19 protein-coding genes and 1 pseudogene are annotated in these 20,730 nt (G+C 71.0%); 2 read left to right on the top strand and 18 right to left on the bottom strand.

From position 1 onward, the window contains the following. Positions 1-26: 26 nt before the first annotated feature. The 3 genes from D0Z67_RS04385 to D0Z67_RS04395 all read right to left on the bottom strand — a co-directional run bounded on the left by D0Z67_RS04385 (position 27) and on the right by D0Z67_RS04395 (position 2,880). Positions 27-677: a vitamin K epoxide reductase family protein gene (locus tag D0Z67_RS04385; RefSeq protein WP_031180160.1), complete on the bottom strand. Its 651-nt coding sequence runs from the start codon at positions 675-677 to the stop codon at positions 27-29. Between the two features lie 222 nt (positions 678-899). Next, positions 900-2,159: a histidine--tRNA ligase gene (hisS, locus tag D0Z67_RS04390; protein WP_031180159.1), complete on the bottom strand. Its 1,260-nt coding sequence runs from the start codon at positions 2,157-2,159 to the stop codon at positions 900-902. A gap of 13 nt (positions 2,160-2,172) precedes the next feature. Continuing rightward, positions 2,173-2,880 (bottom strand): MBL fold metallo-hydrolase, encoded by a 708-nt coding sequence (locus D0Z67_RS04395; RefSeq protein WP_031180158.1) that lies wholly within the window; start codon positions 2,878-2,880, stop codon positions 2,173-2,175. 191 nt (positions 2,881-3,071) lie between these two features. Here D0Z67_RS04395 and D0Z67_RS04400 point away from each other — a divergent pair, with 191 nt between their 5' ends. Together D0Z67_RS04400 and D0Z67_RS04405 are read left to right on the top strand one after the other, a co-directional pair. Further along, on the top strand, positions 3,072-3,896 hold the full coding sequence (locus tag D0Z67_RS04400; protein WP_031180157.1) for a peptidylprolyl isomerase: 825 nt from the start codon (positions 3,072-3,074) through the stop codon (positions 3,894-3,896). A gap of 168 nt (positions 3,897-4,064) precedes the next feature. Beyond that, a complete protein-coding gene (locus D0Z67_RS04405) occupies positions 4,065-5,294 on the top strand; it encodes a DUF349 domain-containing protein (RefSeq protein ID WP_031180156.1) in 1,230 nt (409 codons plus the stop codon). Between the two features lie 82 nt (positions 5,295-5,376). Here D0Z67_RS04405 and D0Z67_RS04410 read toward each other — a convergent pair whose 3' ends face one another. From D0Z67_RS04410 to pgsA, 15 genes and pseudogenes are all read right to left on the bottom strand, one after another. Further along, complete coding sequence (locus D0Z67_RS04410) at positions 5,377-7,890, bottom strand: RelA/SpoT family protein (RefSeq protein WP_031180155.1); 2,514 nt, start codon at positions 7,888-7,890, stop codon at positions 5,377-5,379. A 229-nt stretch (positions 7,891-8,119) separates the two neighbouring features. After that, positions 8,120-8,659 carry an adenine phosphoribosyltransferase gene (locus D0Z67_RS04420; protein WP_031180154.1) on the bottom strand — a complete coding sequence of 180 codons (540 nt, stop codon included), beginning with the start codon at positions 8,657-8,659 and terminating at the stop codon, positions 8,120-8,122. Beyond that, a complete protein-coding gene (gene secF, locus D0Z67_RS04425) occupies positions 8,656-9,765 on the bottom strand; it encodes a protein translocase subunit SecF (RefSeq protein WP_031180153.1) in 1,110 nt (369 codons plus the stop codon). The genes D0Z67_RS04420 and secF overlap by 4 nt, the downstream gene beginning before the upstream one ends. 3 nt (positions 9,766-9,768) lie before the next feature. Next, entirely contained in the window at positions 9,769-11,550 is a 1,782-nt protein-coding gene (gene secD, locus D0Z67_RS04430) for a protein translocase subunit SecD (RefSeq protein WP_199812148.1), read from the bottom strand. A gap of 144 nt (positions 11,551-11,694) precedes the next feature. After that, complete coding sequence (yajC, locus tag D0Z67_RS04440) at positions 11,695-12,234, bottom strand: preprotein translocase subunit YajC (RefSeq protein WP_031180151.1); 540 nt, start codon at positions 12,232-12,234, stop codon at positions 11,695-11,697. 163 nt (positions 12,235-12,397) lie between these two features. Then, entirely contained in the window at positions 12,398-13,468 is a 1,071-nt protein-coding gene (gene ruvB / locus D0Z67_RS04445; RefSeq protein ID WP_031180150.1) for a Holliday junction branch migration DNA helicase RuvB, read from the bottom strand. Positions 13,469-13,498: 30 nt separating this feature from the next. Then, the gene (gene ruvA / locus D0Z67_RS04450; protein ID WP_031180149.1) at positions 13,499-14,104 is read right to left on the bottom strand and encodes a Holliday junction branch migration protein RuvA; all 606 of its coding nucleotides are present in this window, start codon (positions 14,102-14,104) and stop codon (positions 13,499-13,501) included. Then, a complete protein-coding gene (gene ruvC, locus D0Z67_RS04455; RefSeq protein ID WP_031180148.1) occupies positions 14,101-14,652 on the bottom strand; it encodes a crossover junction endodeoxyribonuclease RuvC in 552 nt (183 codons plus the stop codon). The genes ruvA and ruvC overlap by 4 nt, the downstream gene beginning before the upstream one ends. A gap of 139 nt (positions 14,653-14,791) precedes the next feature. Continuing rightward, entirely contained in the window at positions 14,792-15,544 is a 753-nt protein-coding gene (locus D0Z67_RS04460; protein WP_031180147.1) for a YebC/PmpR family DNA-binding transcriptional regulator, read from the bottom strand. Positions 15,545-15,623: 79 nt separating this feature from the next. Further along, positions 15,624-16,229: a pyridoxal 5'-phosphate synthase glutaminase subunit PdxT gene (gene pdxT / locus D0Z67_RS04465; protein WP_031180146.1), complete on the bottom strand. Its 606-nt coding sequence runs from the start codon at positions 16,227-16,229 to the stop codon at positions 15,624-15,626. Positions 16,230-16,241: 12 nt separating this feature from the next. Next, positions 16,242-17,147 carry a pyridoxal 5'-phosphate synthase lyase subunit PdxS gene (gene pdxS, locus D0Z67_RS04470; protein WP_030810697.1) on the bottom strand — a complete coding sequence of 302 codons (906 nt, stop codon included), beginning with the start codon at positions 17,145-17,147 and terminating at the stop codon, positions 16,242-16,244. A gap of 138 nt (positions 17,148-17,285) precedes the next feature. After that, positions 17,286-17,828, bottom strand: a complete 543-nt coding sequence (locus D0Z67_RS04475; RefSeq protein WP_031180145.1) for a LemA family protein — start codon at positions 17,826-17,828, stop codon at positions 17,286-17,288. Next, a complete protein-coding gene (locus D0Z67_RS04480) occupies positions 17,825-19,033 on the bottom strand; it encodes a glycosyltransferase family 4 protein (RefSeq protein ID WP_051887525.1) in 1,209 nt (402 codons plus the stop codon). The genes D0Z67_RS04475 and D0Z67_RS04480 overlap by 4 nt, the downstream gene beginning before the upstream one ends. After that, a complete protein-coding gene (locus D0Z67_RS04485) occupies positions 19,030-19,938 on the bottom strand; it encodes a phosphatidylinositol mannoside acyltransferase (protein ID WP_031180143.1) in 909 nt (302 codons plus the stop codon). Before D0Z67_RS04485 ends, D0Z67_RS04480 begins: the two co-directional genes overlap by 4 nt. After that, positions 19,935-20,661 (bottom strand): annotated as a pseudogene (pgsA, locus tag D0Z67_RS04490) (phosphatidylinositol phosphate synthase). The gene D0Z67_RS04485 and the pseudogene pgsA overlap by 4 nt, the downstream one beginning before the upstream one ends. Between the last annotated feature and the right edge of the window lie 69 nt (positions 20,662-20,730).

Raw genomic sequence — 20,730 nt, forward strand, 5'->3', positions numbered from 1 at the left:
CGGCCGCGGGGGCGCGGCCCGGTCGGTCAGCTCGTCCAGAAGCTCCACCAGCGGGTCAGGATCAGCATGGCGATGATGCCGATGTGCAGCACGGGCAGGACCCAGGTGAACTCGCCGAAGAAGGAGCGCAGCGGGCGCGGGGCGGGCAGGAAGCCCTGGCGCACGTTGAAGGAGGTGACGTACCAGAACATGATGATCGTGGCGACCCAGGCCAGCGAGCACCACAGGCACAGGGCGTTGATCCGGTACAGGGACTGGAACTGGAGCCAGGTGCAGAAGCCGACGCCGAACAGCGTGCCGGCGTTGAAGGTGAGCCAGTACCAGCGGGGGAAGCGGGCGCGGGCGAGCAGGCTCACTCCGACGCAGATCACGATGCCGTAGGCGACCAGGCCCAGCATGGGGTTGGGGAAGCCGAAGGCGGCGGCCTGCTTGCTCTCCATGACGCTGCCGCAGGAGACCACGGGGTTCAGGCTGCAGCCGGGGACGAAGGTCTTGCCCTCGACCTTCGCTTCCAGCAGCTTGAACTTGTCGAGCGTGATGACCCAGGCGGCGAGCAGTCCGGCCGCGCCGGTGATCACCAGCATCAGGGCGAAGGCGCGGCTGCCGCCCTCGACGCGGGCCGTGCCGCGAGTGTGGTCGGGCTCCGTGGAGACGTCGTTGACTGTCGTCTTGCTCATCACGCCGGTTTCCGTCACTCGGTAGATCGGGCCTGCTTCGGGCATCGGTCATTGTGCCGCACAGGCGCCCCCGCGCACCGTTCGCTGGGGATAAGTTCGAAGCGGGCCAGGCGCCGTGACTCTATTTTCGGCCGTTTCCGTTCGCACGGCAGCACAGGCGATCGAACGGTGACGGGCCGGACGACTGTACGTCCGGCCCGCCGCCCGCTCGATGCCCGGGGATCAGAGCCGGGACTCCAGCTCCGCGACGACCTCGTCGATGCCGACCGCGGTCTGCTCGCCGGACTCCATGTCCTTGACCTGGACCAGGCCCTCGGCGAGGTCACGCTCGCCGAGCACCAGCGCGTAGCGGGCGCCGGAGCGGTTGGCGGCCTTCATCGCGGCCTTCAGACCCTTGCCGCCGTAGGAGAAGTCGGCCGCGACGCCGACCTTGCGCAACTCGGTGACCTTGGCGAACAGCACCCGGCGGGCCTCCTCGCCGAGCGGGACGGCGAAGACGCTGGTGGTGGACGGCAGGTCCAGCTCCACGCCCTCTGCCTCCAGGGCGAGGACGGTGCGGTCCACGCCGAGCGCCCAGCCGACCGAGGGCAGCGCGGGGCCGCCGATCATCTCGGAGAGGCCGTCGTAGCGACCGCCGCCGCCGACGGCGGACTGGGAGCCGAGGCCGTCGTGGACGAACTCGAAGGTGGTGCGGGTGTAGTAGTCCAGGCCCCGGACCAGCTTGGGGTCGTCCTCGAAGGCGACGCCCGCGGCGGTGATCAGCTCGCGGACCTCCTCGTGGTACGCCTTGCAGGCGTCGCACAGGTAGTCGCGCAGCAGGGGGGCGCCGGTGAGCTGCTTCTGCACCGACTCGCGCTTGTCGTCCAGGACGCGCAGCGGGTTGATCTCGGCGCGGCGCAGGGTGTCCTCGTCGAGGTCGAGTCCGCGCAGGAAGTCCTGGAGCGCGGCCCGGTACACCGGACGGCACTCGGCGTCGCCCAGGCTGTTGAGCAGGATGCGGAACTCGCGCAGGCCCAGCGAGCGGTACGCCTGGTCGGCCAGGATGATCAGCTCGGCGTCGAGCGCGGGGTCCTCGGCACCGATCGCCTCGGCGCCGACCTGGGAGAAGTGGCGGTAACGGCCCTTCTGCGGACGCTCGTAGCGGTAGTAGGAGCCGGAGTACCAGAGCTTGACCGGGAGGTTGCCCGCCTTGTGCAGGTTGGCCTCCAGGGCGGCGCGCAGCACGGAGGCGGTGCCTTCGGGGCGCAGGGCGAGGCGGTCGCCGCCCTTGGTCTCGAAGGCGTACATCTCCTTGGTGACGATGTCGGTGGACTCGCCGACGCCGCGCGCGAACAGCTCGACGTTCTCGAAGCCCGGGGTCTCGATGTAGCCGTACCCGGAGTTGCGCAGCGGGGCGGCGATGGCCTCGCGGACGGCGAGGTACTGGGCGGACTGCGGCGGGATCAGGTCGTACGTGCCCTTGGGGGCCTTGAAGGTGCTCACGGAAGCTCTCTCGTCACATTCCTCGTCGGGGAGCCGGGTCGGTTCCCTGGCCGGTGGCCACCTGCCGCAGATAGGGGTTGGTGGCGCGTTCCTGGCCGATGGTGGTCTGGGGTCCGTGGCCGGACAGGACCACGGTGGAGTCGTCGAGCGGCAGGCACACGCGTGCCAGCGACCCGAGCATGTCCTCCATCGATCCGCCCGGCAGGTCGGTGCGTCCCACGGAGCCGGCGAACAGCAGATCCCCGGAGAAGAAGACCGACGGGACGTCGGCGCTCTCGGGCATCCGGAAGGTCACCGACCCCTTGGTATGGCCCGGCGCGTGGGCGACGGAGAACTCCATCCCGGCGAGGTCCAGCTTCGCGCCGTCGGTCAGCTCCCGGACGTCGTCCGGCTCCCCCACGGTCAGTTCGCCCATGAGCGGCATCCCGATGGACCGGCCGAGCGCCTTCTCCGGGTCGCTCAACATGTACCGGTCGTCGGGATGGATCCACGCGGGCACGTCGTGCGCGCCGCACACGGGGACGACGGAGGCGACATGGTCGATGTGGCCGTGGGTGAGGACGACGGCGGTCGGCTTGAGGCGATGCTTCTTCAGCGCTTCCTCGACGCCGGGGGCGGCCTGATGGCCGGGGTCGATGATCACGCACTCCTCACCGGCGGCGGGGGCGACGAGATAACAGTTCGTCCCCCAGGCCCCGGCGGGGAACCCGGCAATGAGCACGATCGTCCTTCGTTGTGTCGGTACGGGAGGGCTCGCGCGCGGGCGGCCCTCGGAGGGAAGAAGCCCCTAGAGCCTACCGGCGCTGCCGTTTCCTCAGCGAACCCATATACGGTACGGGGCTACACGCGCCTGTCGGATCACAGGACGCACACGTACCGGTCGGCATACGACACGCATGAGGGAGAAACCCGGTGGTCAGCCAGGAGCAGCGACGGCGTCAGCTCGCACGGGAGAAGTTCTTGCGGCAGCAGCAGCGGCGCACGGACTCGCGACGCAAGGCGCGCATGCGCAACTCGGTGATCGCGTCGGTGCTCGGCGTGATCGTGATCGGCAGTGTGGCGCTGTACACGACGGGCGTGATGAAGGACGACGGCGACAAGAAGGTGGACGCCGCCGGGTCCTCGCCGAGCGCGCCCGCGAGCCCCAGCAAGGTCCCGGACCCCTGCGAGAAGCCGGCCAAGGGCTCGGTGAAGAAGCAGTCCTGGAAGAAGGAGCCGGCGATGTCGATCGACACGTCGGCCGACTACACGATGAAGCTGGCCACCACCTGCGGCGACATCGGCATCGCGCTGAAGGCGTCGGCGGCCCCGCACACGGTGAACTCCTTCTCCTACCTCGCGGACAAGGGCTTCTTCGACCACACCAAGTGCCACCGGCTGACCACGAAGGGGATCTTCGTCCTGCAGTGCGGTGACCCGACGGCCGCCGGCACCGGCGGTCCGGGCTACACGATCCCGGACGAGAACCTGAAGGACCCGAGCCTCAAGAAGAACACCTACCCGGCCGGCACGGTCGCGATGGCCAACACCGGGCAGCCGCACACCGGTGGCAGCCAGTTCTTCCTGGTCTTCAAGGACAGCCCGCTGCCGCCCTCGTACACCCCCTTCGGCACGATCGACAAGGGCGGGATGAAGGTGCTGGACAAGATCGCCAAGGCGGGCGAGAACACCGGCCAGGGCGACGGCGCCCCGAACGCGACGGTCGTGATCGACAAGGCGACGGTCACGAAGTCCTGACCCCGCCGGGGTGTTCCGGTCCGCCTCCGCGGGCCGGTCGCCTGCGTAATTGGGTGCCGCCGGATGCGGACAGGCCACCCGCCGGTCGCCTATGTTGGCGATGACGAAACTGTGGACGATGCCAGGGGGCCGGGAGGCTCCCCGCAGGCATCATGTGGAGGAGGCGCTGTGAGCAGCGACCCGTGGGGCCGCGTCGACGAGACGGGGACCGTGTACGTGCGTACGGCCGACGGCGAGCAGGTCGTCGGATCGTGGGCGGCCGGCTCCCCCGAGGAGGCGCTTGCCTACTTCGAGCGCAAGTACGAGGGCCTGGTGGTCGAGATCGGCCTCCTCGAAAAGCGCGTGCAGACCACCGATCTGTCCGCCAAGGACGCCCAGACCGCGATCGGCCACATCCGCGAGCAGGTGGACGCCCACCACGCGGTGGGCGATCTGGAGGCGCTGCGGACCCGGCTGGACAAGCTCGTCGAGAAGGTCGAGTCGCGGCGCGAGGAGCGCAAGGCGCAGCGGGCCAAGCAGTCCGACGAGGCCCGCAAGGCCAAGGAGGACCTGGTCGCGGAGGCGGAGCAGCTCGCGGCGTCCGACCAGTGGCGAGTGGCCGGTGAGCGGCTGCGGGCCCTGGTGGACACCTGGAAGGGCCTGCCGCGTCTGGACCGCAAGTCCGACGACGAGCTGTGGCACCGCTTCTCGCACGCCCGGTCGGCATTCTCCAAGCGCCGCAAGGCGCACTTCGCGCAGCTCGACTCGCAGCGCGAGGACGCCCGGCGGGTGAAGGAGCGGCTGGTCGCGGAGGCCGAGGCGCTGTCGGGCTCGACGGACTGGGGTGTCACGGCGGCCCGGTACCGCGAGCTGATGGCGGACTGGAAGGCCGCGGGCCGCGCCCAGCGCGAGCACGAGGACGACCTGTGGAACCGCTTCCGGGGCGCGCAGGACGTGTTCTTCGCCGCCCGCAGCTCGGTGTTCGCCGAGCGGGACGCGGAGCAGGGCGAGAACCTGAAGCTGAAGGAGGCGCTGGCCGAGGAGGCCGAGCAGATCCTCCCGGTGCGCGACCTGAAGGCCGCGCGTGCCGCCTTCCGTTCGGTGAACGAGCGGTGGGAGGCCATCGGTCATGTGCCGCGCGACGCGCGGGGCAAGGTCGAGGGCCGGATGCACGCGGTGGAGCGGGCGATCCAGGAGGCCGAGGAGGCCGAGTGGCGCCGCACCAACCCGGAGGCGCGCGCCCGTGCCGCGGGCCTGACCGGTCAGCTCCAGGCCGCCGTGGACAAGCTCCGTGGCCAGGCCGAGCAGGCTCGCGCCCAGGGCAACACCCCCCGCGCCGACAAGCTGGAGCGTGAGCTGGAGGGCCGCCAGGCGCTGCTGGACCAGGCGCTGAAGGGTCTTGAGGAGTTCGGGGGCTGACACTCCCCCGGCCGGCTCCCGCCGCCGCACACGCCGAGGGGCTCCGTACACACCGTACGGAGCCCCTCGGCGTTTTGTGTCCCTAGCCCCGGTTGCGGGCCGAGGTGACGCGGTAGACGTCGTAGACGCCCTCCACGCCCCGCACGGCCTTCAGGACGTGGCCCAGGTGCTTGGGGTCGCCCATCTCGAAGGTGAAGCGGGAGGTGGCGACCCGGTCGCGGGAGGTCTGCACGGCCGCCGACAGGATGTTGACGTGCTGGTCGGACAGGACGCGGGTGACGTCCGAGAGCAGCCGGGAGCGGTCCAGCGCCTCGACCTGGATGGCGACCAGGAAGACCGAGGACTGGGTGGGCGCCCACTCGACGTCGAGGATGCGCTCGGGCTCGCGGGAGAGCGAGTCCACGTTGACGCAGTCGCTGCGGTGCACCGAGACCCCGCTGCCCCGGGTGACGAACCCGATGATCGGATCGCCGGGGACCGGGGTGCAGCAGCGGGCCAGCTTCACCCACACGTCGTCGACGCCCTTGACGACGACACCGGGGTCGGCGCTGGAGCGGCGCTTGCGGCTGCGCCGGGTCGGCGGGACCGGCTCCTCGATCTCCTCGGTGGCCGCCTCCTCGCCGCCGAGCGCCTGGACGAGCTTCTGCACGATGTTCTGCGCGGAGACATGGCCCTCGCCGATCGCCGCGTACAGCGCGGAGATGTCGGAGTACCGCATCTCGTGCGCCAGCGTGACCAGGGAGTCGCCGGTCAGGATGCGCTGGATCGGCAGGTTCTGCTTGCGCATCGCGCGGACGATCGCGTCCTTGCCCTGTTCGATCGCCTCGTCCCGGCGCTCCTTGGAGAACCAGGCGCGGATCTTGTTGCGGGCGCGGGGCGACTTGACGAAGCCCAGCCAGTCGCGGGAGGGCCCGGCGCCGGGCGCCTTGGAGGTGAAGACCTCCACCAGGTCGCCGTTGTCCAGGGTGGACTCCAGCGGGACCAGGCGTCCGTTGACGCGTGCCCCTATGGTCCGGTGGCCGACCTCGGTGTGCACCGCGTAGGCGAAGTCGACCGGGGTTGCCCCGGCCGGGAGCGCTATCACGTCGCCCTTGGGCGTGAAGACGAAGACCTCGTTGCGGGACAGGTCGAAGCGCAGGGACTCCAGGAACTCGCCCGGGTCCTCGGTCTCCTTCTGCCAGTCCAGCAGTTGGCGCAGCCACGCCATGTCGTTGAGGTGGTCGTCCTTGCCCTTGCCGGACGACTTCGGCGCGTCGGTGCGCACCTTGGAGGCGCCGGCCACGGCCTCCTGCTTGTACTTCCAGTGCGCGGCGATGCCGTACTCGGCGCGGCGGTGCATGTCGAAGGTGCGGATCTGCAGCTCGACCGGCTTGCCGTTGGGTCCGATGACCGTCGTGTGCAGCGACTGGTACATGTTGAACTTCGGCATCGCGATGTAGTCCTTGAACCGGCCGGGGACCGGGTTCCATCGCGCGTGGATCGTGCCGAGCGCCGCGTAGCAGTCCCGGACGGTCTCCACCAGGACGCGGATGCCGACCAGGTCGTAGATCTCCGCGAAGTCCCGGCCGCGGACGATCATCTTCTGGTAGACGCTGTAGTAGTGCTTGGGCCGGCCGGTGACGGTCGCCTTGATCCGGGCGGCGCGCAGGTCGGCCTGCACCTCGTCGGTGACTATGGCCAGGTACTCGTCGCGCTTGGGGGCGCGCTCGGCCACCAGCCGCACGATCTCGTCGTACATCTTGGGGTAGAGGATGGCGAAGGCCAGGTCCTCCAGCTCCCACTTGATGGTGTTCATGCCCAGGCGGTGGGCGAGCGGCGCGTAGATCTCCAGGGTCTCGCGCGCCTTCTTCTCCTGCTTCTCGCGCTTGAGGTAGCGCATGGTGCGCATGTTGTGCAGGCGGTCGGCGAGCTTGATGACCAGGACGCGGGGGTCCTTGGCCATGGCGACGACCATCTTGCGCACGGTCTCGGCCTGCGCGGCCTCACCGAACTTGACCTTGTCCAGCTTGGTGACGCCGTCCACCAGCAGCGCGACCACGTCACCGAAGTCCCGGCGCAGGTCGTCCAGGCCGTACTCGGTGTCCTCGACGGTGTCGTGCAGCAGGCCGGCCATCAGGGTCGCCGGGTCCATGCCCAGCTCGGCCAGGATGGTGGTGACGGCCAGCGGGTGCGTGATGTACGGGTCGCCGCTCTTGCGCTTCTGGCCCCGGTGCCAGCGCTCGGCCACCTGGTAGGCGCTCTCGATCTGGCGGAGCGTGGCGTTCTCGATCTTGGGGTCGTTGCTGCGCACTATCCGCAGCAGCGGCTCCAGCACCGGGTTGTACGGGTTGGCGCGCTGCACGCCGAGACGGGCCAGGCGGGCGCGGACGCGGTTGGAGGAGCCGGAGCGGGGCGCGGGCTGACCGGCCGCGGGGCGCACGGGGGCGGGCTTGGGGCGCGCGGTGTCGGCGGTCTTCTCCACCGGCGCCGACTGGGCGTGCTCGACCGAGCCGCGCCGGTCGTTCTTCGCGTCGGACGCGTTCGGCGCGGGCTTCACCGCGGGCGCCGAGGCGGACTCCGGCTTGGCGGCGGTCAGTGGCTGGGCCTCGTCGGGCAAGAGGACTCCTAGTGCGCGATCCGGGTCCCCCGGTCAGGCTCCGGATACCCCATGGTAGCGATCCCGTGCCCCGCCATCGCCTTCAGGCGGTGGGGAGAGCGGTCCACCAGGGGAACACGGGAGACGTGTGGTGGATTCCGGGGGCCCGGCGCCGGAAGCGGAACGGCCGCGAGCGCGGGCCGGGGAAGGCCCGGTGCGCTCGCGGCCGCTCAGGGTCCGCCCGGTCGGTTCAGACCTGGAGCAGCGCCTCCAGGGGCGCGCCGTCCAGGGCGGGCTCCAGGCGGGCACGGCCCTGCAGGAAGCCCAGCTCCATGAGGACGGCGACGCCCGAGACGCGTGCGCCGGCGCGCTCGATCAGCTTGATCGCGGCCTCGGCGGTACCGCCGGTGGCGAGCACGTCGTCCACGATGAACACACGGTCACCCTCGGACAGGTCCTCGGCGTGCACCTCGATCTCGGCGGAGCCGTACTCCAGGTCGTACGCCTGGCGCAGCGTGGCCCCGGGGAGCTTGCCGGCCTTGCGGACGGGGATGAAGCCGAGGCCCGAGCGGACGGCGACCGGCGCGCCCAGGATGAAGCCCCGCGCCTCCAGGCCGACGATCTTGGTGGCCCCGGTGGCCGTGGCGAGCTCGGCCAGCGTGTCGGTGAGGGCCGTGAACGCGGCGGGGTCGGCCAGGAGCGGGGTGATGTCCTTGAACATCACGCCCGGCTCCGGGTAGTCGGCCACGTCGCGGATACGGCTGAGCAGCAGCTCCTGGATGGAGGTCATCGGCGCTTTCCAGAGGGTCGGCCGCGGCCCCGGTTGCGGGGCGCGGACTGGTCGCGCGGGCCCACCACAGCGGGCGCCGCGCCGTCGGACGGTTCTCCGGTGGCGGACCGGGACTCCTCCTGGGCCTCTCCGGCGGCGGCCTGGGCACGCTTGGCCAGGACCCGCTTCTTGAGGGCCTTCATCGCCGGCTCGCGCTCCTTGAGGTCGGCGACGAGCGGCGTGGCGATGAAGATCGAGGAGTACGCGCCGGCCGCGAGGCCGACGAACAGCGACAGGGAGATGTCGTTGAGGGTGCCCGCTCCGAGGAAACCGCCGCCGATGAACAGCAGGCCCGCCACCGGGAGGAGTGCGACCACCGTGGTGTTGATGGAGCGCACCAGGGTGCTGTTGATCGAGTGGTTGGCGATGTCACTGTAGGTGAAGCGGGTCTGCTTGGTGATGTCCTTGGTCTGCTCCTTGAGGCTGTCGAAGACGACGACCGTGTCGTAGAGCGAGTAACCGAGGATGGTCAGCAGACCGATGACCGTGCCGGGCGTGACCTCGAAGCCGACGAGGGCGTAGATGCCGACGGTGATGGTGATGTCGTGGATCAGCGCGACGAGGGCCGCGATGGCCATGCGCCACTCGAAGGCGATCGCCAGGTAGATCACCACGAGCACCATGAAGATCGCCAGGCCCTGCCACGCCTTGTTGGCGATCTGCTCACCCCAGCTCGGGCCGACCAGGTCGGCGTTGAGCTTCTCGGGGTTGAGCTTCAGGTCCTTGGCGAGGGTCTGCTTGACCTCGTCGGACTTGCCGGTGTCGAGGCCGGCGATCTGGATGCGCAGGCTGCCGTTGCCGAGCTTCTGCACGACGGCCTCGTGGCCGGAGGCGTCATGGGCGTACTCCTCGACCTGGGCGACCGAGGCGCTCATCTTGGTCGGGGTGGTGAAGACGGCGCCGCCCTGGAAGTCGATGCCCATGTTCAGGCCGCGCACCGCCAGGCCGAGGATGGCCGTGATGGTGATCAGGATGGAGACGCCGTACCAGATCTTGCGCTTGCCGATGAAGTCGTAGCTGACTTCGCCGCGGTGCAGCCGCGCGCCGAGGTTACCGAGTTTCGACATCGCTCACGCCCCCTTGGGGTCGACGGGGCCCGTGGTGGGACCGGAGGGACGGCGGGTGCGGCGCAGCGGGGGCTTGGCGCCCAGGCTCCGCGGGTCGAGGCCGGACCACTTGTGGCCGTCGGCGAAGAACCTGCGGCGGGCCAGCAGCGTCATGAGCGGCTTGGTGAAGAGGAAGACCACCACGACGTCGAGCACGGTGGTCAGACCGAGCGTGAACGCGAAGCCCTGGACCTTGCCGACGGTCACGATGAACAGCACGGCGGCGGCGAGGAACGAAACGAAGTCGGAGACCAGGATGGTGCGCCGGGCGCGCGGCCAGGCCCGCTCGACGGCGGGACGCAGGGTGCGGCCCTCGCGGATCTCGTCCCGGATGCGTTCGAAGTACACGATGAACGAGTCCGCGGTGATACCGATGGCGACGATGGCACCGCAGACGGCGGGCAGGTTCAGCGCGAAGCCGATGGCAGGGCCGAGCAGCGACATGATCACGTAGGTGAGGATCGCGGAGACCAGCAGGGAGGCCATGGCCACCAGCGACAGTCCGCGGTAGTAGGCCACCAGGTAGATCACGACCAGGACGAGGCCGATGGCGCCCGCGAGGAGGCCGGCCTTGAGCTGCTCGCCGCCGAGGGCCGCGGTGACCGTGGTGACGGTCTCCTCCTGGAAGGACAGCGGGAGCGCGCCGTAGGACAGCATGTTGGAGAGGCTCTGGGCCTCCTCCTGCGTGAACCGGCCGGAGATCTCGGCCTGGCCGCCGGTGATGGCCTGCTGCACGTACGGGCTGGAGACCACGTCGCCGTCGAGGACGATGCCGAACTCGTTCTGCGGCTGCTGGTTCTTGGCCAGTTCGCCGGTGATGTCGGCGAACTTCTTGGCGCCGGAGGAGGTGAAGGTCATCTGCACCTGCCAGCCGGAGGCGCCCTGGGTGTCGAAGATCGCCTGGGCCTTCTTCACCTCGGTGCCGTCCACGGCGGCGGGGCCGAGCACGTACTTGTACCAGACCTTGTTGACCTCGCCGCAGGCCACGGTGGGCTCACCGGGCTTGCCGGCCTTGCCGACCTTGGCGCGCTCGGCGGGCTTGGTGCAGTCCAGGGCCTGGTACTGGGCCTGGAGCTTCGCGGCGTCCGCGTTGGCACCGGGCGTCGGCGAGGGGCTGGCCGGGGCGCCGGAGGACTTGGCGCTCGGGGAGCCGGTGGGCGACGGGGTGGCGTCGGCCTTCAGCGCGTCGCTGACGGCGCGGCCCTGCGAGGTGGCCGAGGCGTTCGGCGAGGGGGCGTTGGAGGGCGAGGTCGCCTTCTGGTCGCCGGAGGGGCTGGCGGCCGGGCTCGGGGAGCCGCTGGCGCCGGAGGAGGTGCTCGGCGACGGCTTGGGGGCCGCGCCGCCGCTGGGCTCGCTGGCCAGGACCGGGCGGAAGTACAGCTTGGCGGTGGTGCCGACCTGCTGCTGGGCCTCCTTGGAGTTGGTGCCCTTGGGGATGTTGACGATGATGTGATCGTCGCCCTGGGTCTGCACCTCGGCCTCGGAGACACCAAGGCCGTTGACACGGCGGTTCATGATGTCGACCGCGGTGTCCATGTTGGCCTTGTTGATCGCCGACCCCTGGTCGGCCTTCGCCTTGAGCGTGATGCTCGTACCGCCGGCAAGGTCGATGCCGAGACGCGGGGTGGTGTGCCCGGCGAGGAACATTCCGCCGGTCATCGCCACGATGGCGATCAGGATGAGGACCAGCGAGCGCCCTGGCTTGCTCTGGGCACTCGCGCCCCGGCCCTTCTTAGGTGCTGCCACCTTCTCGTACTCCCTCTCGGGCCTCCCGGTGCGCCGTGGGCGCCGGTGGCCATGACATGGTGTCGGGATTCCGTGCGGGAAACAGAAGCGTCCGGGGCGTGCCGTGCGCCCGGTGCGGGGCGCCGGGACGCCCCGGGGACGTGACTACTTCGCGTCGGTGTCGCCGTCGGTCTTCTTCGGCGCCTCGGCCGGCTCGGCCGCCTCCGCCTTGTTCACGACGGTGTCGTCCTTGGCGGCCTCGACGGTCCCGGCCTTGTCGGCGGGCGTCTTGTCCTCGGCGACCGGGGTCTCCTCGGCGGCGTCCTTCTTGCCGAAGTCGACGGCCTTGTGCTCGGCGTCGGCGGCGGTGAGGGAGGAGGCGTCGTCCGGGACGATCTCGGAGTCCGACTTCAGGTCGTGCTCGATGCCGTGGATGATGCGGTTGTACTCGTCGTCGGAGAGGACGGCGCCGATCGCGTTCTTGGCGAAGATCAGCTCGACGCCCGGCCCGGCGTCGAGGAGGACGGTGTCCTCCGTGACCTCCTTGACCGTCGCGTACATCCCCCCGATCGTGCGCACACCCGAACCGGGCTGCATCTCGTTCCGCATGTTGGCGGCCTGCTGCTGCTTCTTCTTGGCCGAGCGCGTCATCAGGAACATGACCGCGATGAGCACGATGAAGGGGAGAAGGGTGTAGACATTCACGAGGCGGAATTTCCTTCGCGTGACCGCGCGGTGAGCGGCCTGTTGGAGGGGGCTGGTCGGCGTCGCCCGCAAGGGCGGCATCGGCGGAGTCTAAGCGAGTCCGCGCGCATGGAACAACGCTCAGCATGGCACCTGGGTTCCTCCTGGGGCCAATGCGCCGGTCTCACGCCCCGAACAGGTCCTGTTGTCCGTTTCCGGTGACCGGCCGCTGCGGCGGGGTGAGGCCGAGGTGCGCCCAGGCCGCCGGGGTCGCCACGCGCCCGCGCGGGGTGCGGGCGAGCAGACCCTCGCGCACCAGGAACGGTTCGGCGACCTCCTCCACCGTCTCCCGCTCCTCCCCCACCGCGACGGCCAGCGTGGACAGGCCGACCGGGCCGCCGCCGAACAGCTTCAGCAGCGCCTCCAGCACGCCCCGGTCGAGCCGGTCGAGGCCGCGCTCGTCCACCTCGTACACGGCGAGGGCGGCGGCGGCGATGTCCTCGGTGATCAGGCCGTCCGCCTTGACCTGGGCGTAGTCCCGCACCCGGCGCAGCAGCCGGTTGGCGATCCGGGGCGTGCCGCGCGAGCGGCCGGCGATCTCGGCGGCGCCTGACGGGTCGATCTCGACGTCCAGCAGGGCGGCCGAGCGGTGCACGACCCGCTGGAGTTCGCGGGGCTCGTAGAACTCCATGTGCGCGGTGAAGCCGAAGCGGTCGCGCAGCGGGGGCGGCAGCAGGCCCGCGCGGGTGGTGGCGCCGACCAGGGTGAAGGGGGGCAGTTCCAGCGGGATGGCGGTGGCGCCGGGGCCCTTGCCGACGATGACGTCGACCCGGAAGTCCTCCATCGCCATGTACAGCATCTCCTCGGCGGGCCGGGACATGCGGTGGATCTCGTCCAGGAAGAGGACCTCGCCCTCCTGGAGGGAGGAGAGGATCGCGGCGAGGTCGCCGGCGTGCTGGATGGCGGGGCCGGAGGTGATGCGGATGGGGGCGCCCATCTCGGCCGCGATGATCATCGACAGGGTGGTCTTGCCGAGGCCGGGGGCGCCGGAGAGCAGCACGTGGTCGGCGGTGGCTCCGCGCGCGCGGGCGGCGCGCAGCACGAGGTCGAGCTGTTCGCGCACCTTCTCCTGGCCGATGAACTCGCCGAGGTCCTTGGGGCGCAGGGCGGCTTCGACGGCTTGGTCCTCCCGGTCGGCGGCGGTGTCCACCAGCCGTTCCGCGGCGGCGCCGTCCGTCGTGTCGTCCCAGTTCACTTCAGGTGCTCCTAGCGGGATGCGCGCGGGTCAGCGGGCGCGGTTCAGGGTCTGGAGGGCGGCCTTGAGCAGCTGGCCGACCTGGGGGGTACCGCCCGCCGCCTCGGCCTGGGGGGTCACGGCGGTGACGGCCTCGTCGGCCTCGCGGGTGGCGTACCCCAGGCCGATGAGGGCCGCGTGCAGCTGGTCGCGCCAGCCCTGACTCACCGAGGCGCCGACTGCGGGGGCGCCGATGGGGGCGCCGAGCCGGTCCTTCAGCTCCAGCAGCAGCTTCTGGGCGCCCTTCTTGCCGATGCCGGGCACGGCGGTGAGGGCCTTCTCGTCGGCGGTGGCGACGGCGCGGCGCAGCGTGTCCGGGCGGTGGGTGGCGAGCATGGCCTGGGCGAGGCGGGGGCCGACGCCGCTGGCGGTCTGGAGCAGCTCGAAGACCTGGCGCTCGTCGTCGTCGGCGAAGCCGTACAGGGTGAGCGAGTCCTCGCGGACGACGAGGGAGGTGTGCAGCCGGGCGGCCTGGCCGACGCGGAGTTTCGCCAGGGTGTCGGGGGTGCACTGGACGGCCATGCCGACCCCGCCGACCTCGACGACCGCCGAGTCGGGGGCGAGGGCGGCGACGGTGCCGCTGACGAAGGCGATCATGCCGTTCGGCCTTTCGTTGCCTGTGGGGTGCGGCGGGCCGTGTGCTCGGCGACCGCCTGCTGGAGCCGGTTCTGGGCGGGGGCGCGCCAGATGTGGCAGATGGCGAGCGCGAGGGCGTCGGCGGCGTCGGCCGGCTTGGGGGGTGCGCTGAGCCGGAGCAGCCGGGTGACCATGGCGCCGACCTGGGCCTTGTCGGCGCGGCCGGTGCCGGTGACGGCGGCCTTGACCTCGCTGGGGGTGTGCAGGGCGACCGGGATGCCGCGCCGGGCCGCGCACAGCATGGCGACGGCGCTGGCCTGGGCGGTGCCCATGACGGTGCTGACGTTGTGCTGGCTGAAGACCCGCTCCACGGCGACGAATTCCGGCCGGTGCTCGTCGAGCCACTGTTCGAGGCCCTGCTCGACGGCGAGCAACCGGTGGCTCAGCTCGGCGTCGGGGGGCGTACGGACGACACCGACGCCGACCATGGTGAGCGGCCGCCCCGCGACCCCCTCGACCACGCCGACCCCGCACCGCGTCAGTCCGGGGTCCACCCCGAGTACCCGCACGCCGCCCCCAACCCTTCGATCACCTGTTTGTGCAGGCTATCGGGTGACACCGACAACGCCCCGCAACCGGGCCCCGGCAACGCGACGGGCCGACGGGAAAACCCGTCGGCCCGTCCGCACTGCCAAGCTCGCGGCGGCGTTACGCGTCGACCTTCTCCATGACGTCGTCGCTCACGTCGAAGTTGGCGAAGACGTTCTGCACGTCGTCGCTGTCCTCAAGGGCGTCGATCAGCTTGAAGATCTTCCGGGCGCCGTCCTCGTCCAGCTCGACCTGCATGGTCGGGACGAAGTTGGAGTCGGCGGAGTCGTAGTCGATGCCGGCCTCCTGGAGGGCGGTGCGGACCGCGACCAGGTCGGTGGCCTCGCTGAGCACCTCGAAGGACTCACCCAGGTCGTTGACCTCCTCGGCACCGGCGTCCAGGACCGCGCCGAGCACGTCGTCCTCGGTCAGTTCGCCCTTGGGGACGATGATGACGCCCTTGCGATTGAAGAGGTACGACACCGAGCCGGGGTCGGCCATGTTGCCGCCGTTGCGGGTCATGGCGACGCGGACGTCGGAGGCGGCGCGGTTGCGGTTGTCGGTGAGGCACTCGATGAGCACCGCGACACCGTTGGGGCCGTAACCCTCGTACATGATCGTCTCGTAGTCGGCGCCGCCGGCCTCAAGGCCGCCGCCGCGCTTGACCGCGGAGTCGATGTTCTTGTTGGGGACCGACTGCTTCTTCGCCTTCTGGATGGCGTCGTAGAGCGTCGGGTTGCCCTCGATGTCGACGCCGCCCATGCGGGCCGCGACCTCGATGTTCTTGATGAGCTTCGCGAAGAGCTTGCCGCGCTTGGCGTCGATCACGGCCTTCTTGTGCTTCGTCGTAGCCCATTTAGAGTGGCCGGACATCTGCCTGTCTCCTTCGCGTAACCCGATCCGATACGGACTCCCCGGCGCTGGGAGAGCCTGGGGGGTACCGCCGCAGATCCTACAAGGACTCCGGTGTCCGGTTCGCGCGGACCATGTCGACGAAGAGCGCGTGCACACGGTGGTCGCCGGTCAGTTCCGGGTGGAACGAGGTGGCGAGCACGTTGTCCTGGCGTACGGCGACGATGTGGCCGTCGTGCTCGGCGAGCACCTCGGCGGCCGCGCCCACGGACTCCACCCAGGGGGCGCGGATGAAGACGCCCTCCACGGGAGCGCCCTCGACGCCCCTGACGTCGACCGCCGCCTCGAAGGACTCGTTCTGGCGGCCGAAGGCGTTGCGGCGGACGATCATGTCGATGCCGCCGATGGTCTCCTGGCCCGAGCGCGGGTCGAGGATCTTGTCGGCGAGCAGGATCAGCCCGGCGCAGGTGCCGTAGACGGGCATGCCGGCACGCACGCGGGCGCGCAGGGGCTCCATCAGGCCGAAGAGGACGGCCAGTTTGGAGATGGTGGTGGACTCACCGCCGGGCAGGACGAGGGCGTCCACCTCGGCGAGTTCCTCGGGGCGCCTGACCGGCCTGGCCACGGCGTCCGCCGCGGCCAGGGCGATGAGGTGCTCCCGTACGTCGCCCTGGAGTGCCAGGACGCCGATGACGGGCGTGTTCATGGTGTGCAGGTCCTACCAGCCGCGGTTGGCGTAGCGCTCGGTCTCGGGGAGGGTGTCGCAGTTGATGCCGACCATGGCCTCGCCGAGGTTGCGGGAGGCGTCCGCGACGATCTTCGGGTCGTCGTAGAAGGTGGTGGCCTTCACGATGGCGGCGGCGCGCTTGGCCGGGTCGCCGGACTTGAAGATGCCGGAGCCCACGAAGACGCCCTCGGCGCCGAGCTGGCGCATCAGCGCGGCGTCGGCCGGGGTGGCGACACCGCCGGCGGAGAACAGCACGACGGGGAGCTTGCCCAGCTCGGCGACCTCCTTGACCAGCTCGTAGGGGGCGCGCAGCTCCTTGGCGGCGGCGAACAGCTCGTTGTGGTCGCAGCCGCGCAGCTTGGCGATCTCGCCCTTGATCTGGCGCAGGTGGCGCACGGCCTCCACGACGTTGCCGGTGCCGGCCTCGCCCTTGGAGCGGATCATGGCCGCGCCCTCGGCGATGCGGCGCAGGGCCTCGCCCAGGTTGGTGGCACCGCAGACGAAGGGGGTGGTGAACGCCCACTTGTCGGAGTGGTTGACCTCGTCGGCCGGGGTGAGCACCTCGGACTCGTCGATGTAGTCGACACCGAGGGACTGGAGCACCTGGGCCTCGACGAAGTGGCCGATGCGGGACTTGGCCATGACCGGGATCGAGACGGCGTCGATGATGCCCTCGATCATGTCCGGGTCGGACATCCGGGCCACGCCGCCGTCCTTGCGGATGTCGGCCGGGACCCGCTCCAGGGCCATGACGGCCACGGCGCCGGCGTCCTCGGCGATCTTCGCCTGCTCGGCGTTGACCACGTCCATGATGACGCCGCCCTTGAGCTGCTCGGCCATGCCGCGCTTCACACGGGCGGTGCCGGTCTCGGGACCCTGGTTGTCGATGATGGACACGCGTGACCTCACTGGTGGGTAAGACGGCTTCTGCACCGCCGAGGAAACGCGACCGGACCGGGCCACAGCAAGGGCCAATGGGAAGCCGGTGGATCATTTTGTCCCGGCGTGCCCCCGTGGGACCGCCGTGGACTCGGCTCAGGCGACCCGTTCGACCAGCGCGGCGGGCGGTTCGTCGTCCATCTCGAAGGCCAGCGGGAACGGCGCGTGCCCGGCGAGGCGGAACCAGCGGACCTTGCGGTGCCCGCGCAGCCGGCGGGCGGCGCCCACCGCGTCGTTGTGGAAGCGGCGGGCCATCGGCACCCGGCGCACCGCCTCGGCCAGCTCGTGCGCCGCGTCCTCGCCACCGGGGGCCGCCCGTACGCCCTCGACCTGGCGGGCGTCCTCGAACACGGCGCGCAGCGCCTGGCTCAGCTCGCTCTCGGCGACCTCGCGCTGCTCCTCCTCGGCCTGCCGGGCGGCGTGCGCGGCCTCGTAGAGCACGATGGAGGCGGCCGGGTCCAGGACGCCGGAGGTGGCGAGTTCCTGGGCCACGGACGCCCGGCGCAGCAACTGCGCGTCCAGCGCGGCGCGGGCGGCGTCCATGCGCACATGCAGCCGGTCCAGCCGTCCGGCGGTCCAGCTCAGGTAGACGCCGACCGCCAGCAGCGCGACGAGAATCCAGATGAGGGTGGGGATCACGCGCGAAGGTTATCGGTGGAGTGCGGGGCGTCCGCCTCCGCGTCCCGCTCACGGGCCAGCCCGAAGCGTGACCAGAGGCCGGGGCGCTCGTCGGTGGCGACCGCCGCGGTGCCGGTGGTGACCGTCTCGTACACCGAGAGGATGTCCGCGCCGACCGTGGACCAGTCGAAGCGGCGTACGTGGGCGCTGCCCCGCTCCCGCAGCTCCGCCCGGCGCCCGGGGTCGGCGAGCAGGGCCACGGCCTTCTCCGCGAGCGCGTCGGCGTCCTCGTTGGCGAAGACCTCCCCCGCCCGGCCCTGGTCGAGGACCTGGACGAAGGCGTCCAGGTCGGAGGCGAGCACCGGGGCGCCCGCCGACATGGCCTCGACGAGGATGATGCCGAAGCTCTCGCCCCCGGTGTTGGGCGCCACGTACAGGTCGACGCTGCGCAGGAAGCGGGCCTTGTCCTCGTCGCTGACCATGCCGAGGAACTCCACGCGGGAGCGCAGCTCCTCGGGCAGCTCCTCGACGGCGGCCTCCTCGTCACCCCGGCCCGCGACCAGCAGCCGGGCCCCGGGATGCGCGGCGACGATCTTCGGCAGCGCCCGCATCAGCACCGGCAGGCCCTTGCGGGGCTCGTCGATGCGCCCTATGAAGCCGATCGTGCCGCCCTGCCACTCCGCCTTGGGCTCGGCGTCGGCGAAGAAGTCCACGTCGACCCCGTTGGGGATCACCACCGCGTCCCCGCCCAGGTGCTCGACCAGGGTCCGGCGGGCGTACTCGCTCACCGCGATCCGGGCGCTGATCTTCTCCAGCGCGGCCTGGAGGATCGCGTAGGCGGCGATCATCGCGCGGGAGCGCGGGTTGGAGGTGTGGAAGGTGGCCACGATGGGCCCCTGCGCCGCCCAGCAGGTGAGCAGGCCGAGCGAGGGCGACGTCGGCTCGTGGATGTGCACCACGTCGAACGAGCCGTCGTGCAGCCACCGCCGCACCCGCGCCGCCGACAGGAACCCGAAGTTCAGCCGGGCCACCGAGCCGTTGTACGGCACCGGCACCGCACGGCCCGCCGAGACCACGTAGGGCGGCAGCGGGGTGTCGTCGTCGGCCGGGGCCAGCACGGAGACCTCGTGGCCGAGCCGGATGAAGTACTCGGCGAGGTCCCGGATGTGGAACTGGACGCCACCGGGCACGTCCCAGGAGTACGGGCAGACGATCCCGATTCTCACGCGGGTCCCTTCGCCGGATCGAGGTCGGCGAGCCACAGCCGCTGGAGCATGTGCCAGTCCTCCGGGTGCTCGGCGATCCCGGAGGCGAAGGTGTCGGCCAGCGCCTGGGTCATCACGGCCGTCTTCTCGATCCGCGTACCCCCCTCGGGCACCTCGACCGGCGGATGGACGCGGCCCTGCATCACGGGCGAGTCGTCGTACCAGAGGGTGACCGGGAGCAGTTGGGCGCCGGTCTGCTGGGCGAGCAGGGCGGGCCCGGCGGGCATCCGGGCGCGCTCGCCGAAGAAGTCGACCTCGACACCGGCGGCCGACAGGTCCCGGTCCGCGACCAGGCAGACCAGGCCGCCGTCGCGCAGCCGCCGGGCCAGGGTGCCGAAGGCGGAGGCCCCGCTGTGCGCCAGCACCTCCATGCCCAGGCCCTCGCGGTAGGCGACGAACCGGTCGTACAGCGTCTCCGGCTTCAGGCGCTCGGCGACGGTGGTGAAGGGGATGCCGAGGGTGGTGGTGACCCAGGCGCCGGCCAGGTCCCAGTTGGCCAGGTGCGGCAGGGCCAGTATCACGCCCTTGCCCGCGGCCAGGCCGTCCGTCAGATGGTGGGCGCCCTTGGGGTCGAAGCCGGTGCGCACCCGCTCCGCGCTCCAGGCGGGCAGCCGGAAGGACTCCATCCAGTACCGCAGATAGGAGCGCATCCCCGCCCGGGACAGCTCCGCGAGCCGCTGCGGGGAGGCGTCCGGCACCACGCGCGCGTAGTTGGCCTCCAGCCGCTGGACACCCTTGCCGCGCCGCTTCCAGGCGGCGTCCGCGACGGTACGGCCCAGCTGGGCGGCGACCGGTTCGGGGAGCTTCTTGACGGTGCTCCAGCCGAGCGCGTACAGCCCGTCGGTCAGGCGGTCGGCGGCGTTCACTGGGCCGCCTCGCTCCCTGCGTCGAGCCGCCGGGCCGCCTCTTCCGCCTCGGCGGACTCCCGGCGCACGGTGACGACCCGCTGGACCAGCGTGACCAGGCTGCCGACCGCGACGATCCACAGGGCGACCGGCAGCAGGTACTGGATGCCCGGCACCCCGAACTTGTGCAGGCCCGCGAACCCGGCCGCGACCAGCGAGATCACCAGCCGCTCGGCCCGCTCCACCAGCCCGTTGACCGCCACCGGCAGCCCGATCGCCTCGCCGCGCGCCTTGGTGTACGACACCACCTGGCCGCTGGCCAGACAGAAGAGGGAGACCGCGCACAGCGCGTTGTCGTCGCCGTTGCCCGCGTACCAGAGGGCGAAGCCGCCGAAGATCGCGCCGTCCGCGACCCGGTCCAGGGTGGAGTCCAGGAAGGCGCCCCAGCGGCTGGAGCGGCCGAGCTGGCGGGCCATGTTCCCGTCGACGAGGTCGGAGAAGACGAAGAGCGTGATCACGATCGTGCCCCAGAAGAACTCTCCCCGGGGGTAGAAGACCAGCGCACCCGCGACCACACCGGCGGTGCCGATGAGCGTCACCGTGTCGGGGCTCACCCCCCGCCGGATGAGAAACGCGGCGAACGGCGTGAGGACACGCGTGAAGAATGCACGCGCGTACTTGTTCAGCATGGCCTTCCCGACGGTCGGTGTCGCCGTGGCCCCTGGTGGCCGTCGGCTGGCCCATCGTAGTCACGCGCGCCCGCGCACGGGGGCGCGCACCCTCCGTCACGGCACGATCCGTGACCATCCCCAC

The organism is Streptomyces seoulensis (genome assembly GCF_004328625.1).
Lineage (GTDB): Bacteria > Actinomycetota > Actinomycetes > Streptomycetales > Streptomycetaceae > Streptomyces > Streptomyces seoulensis.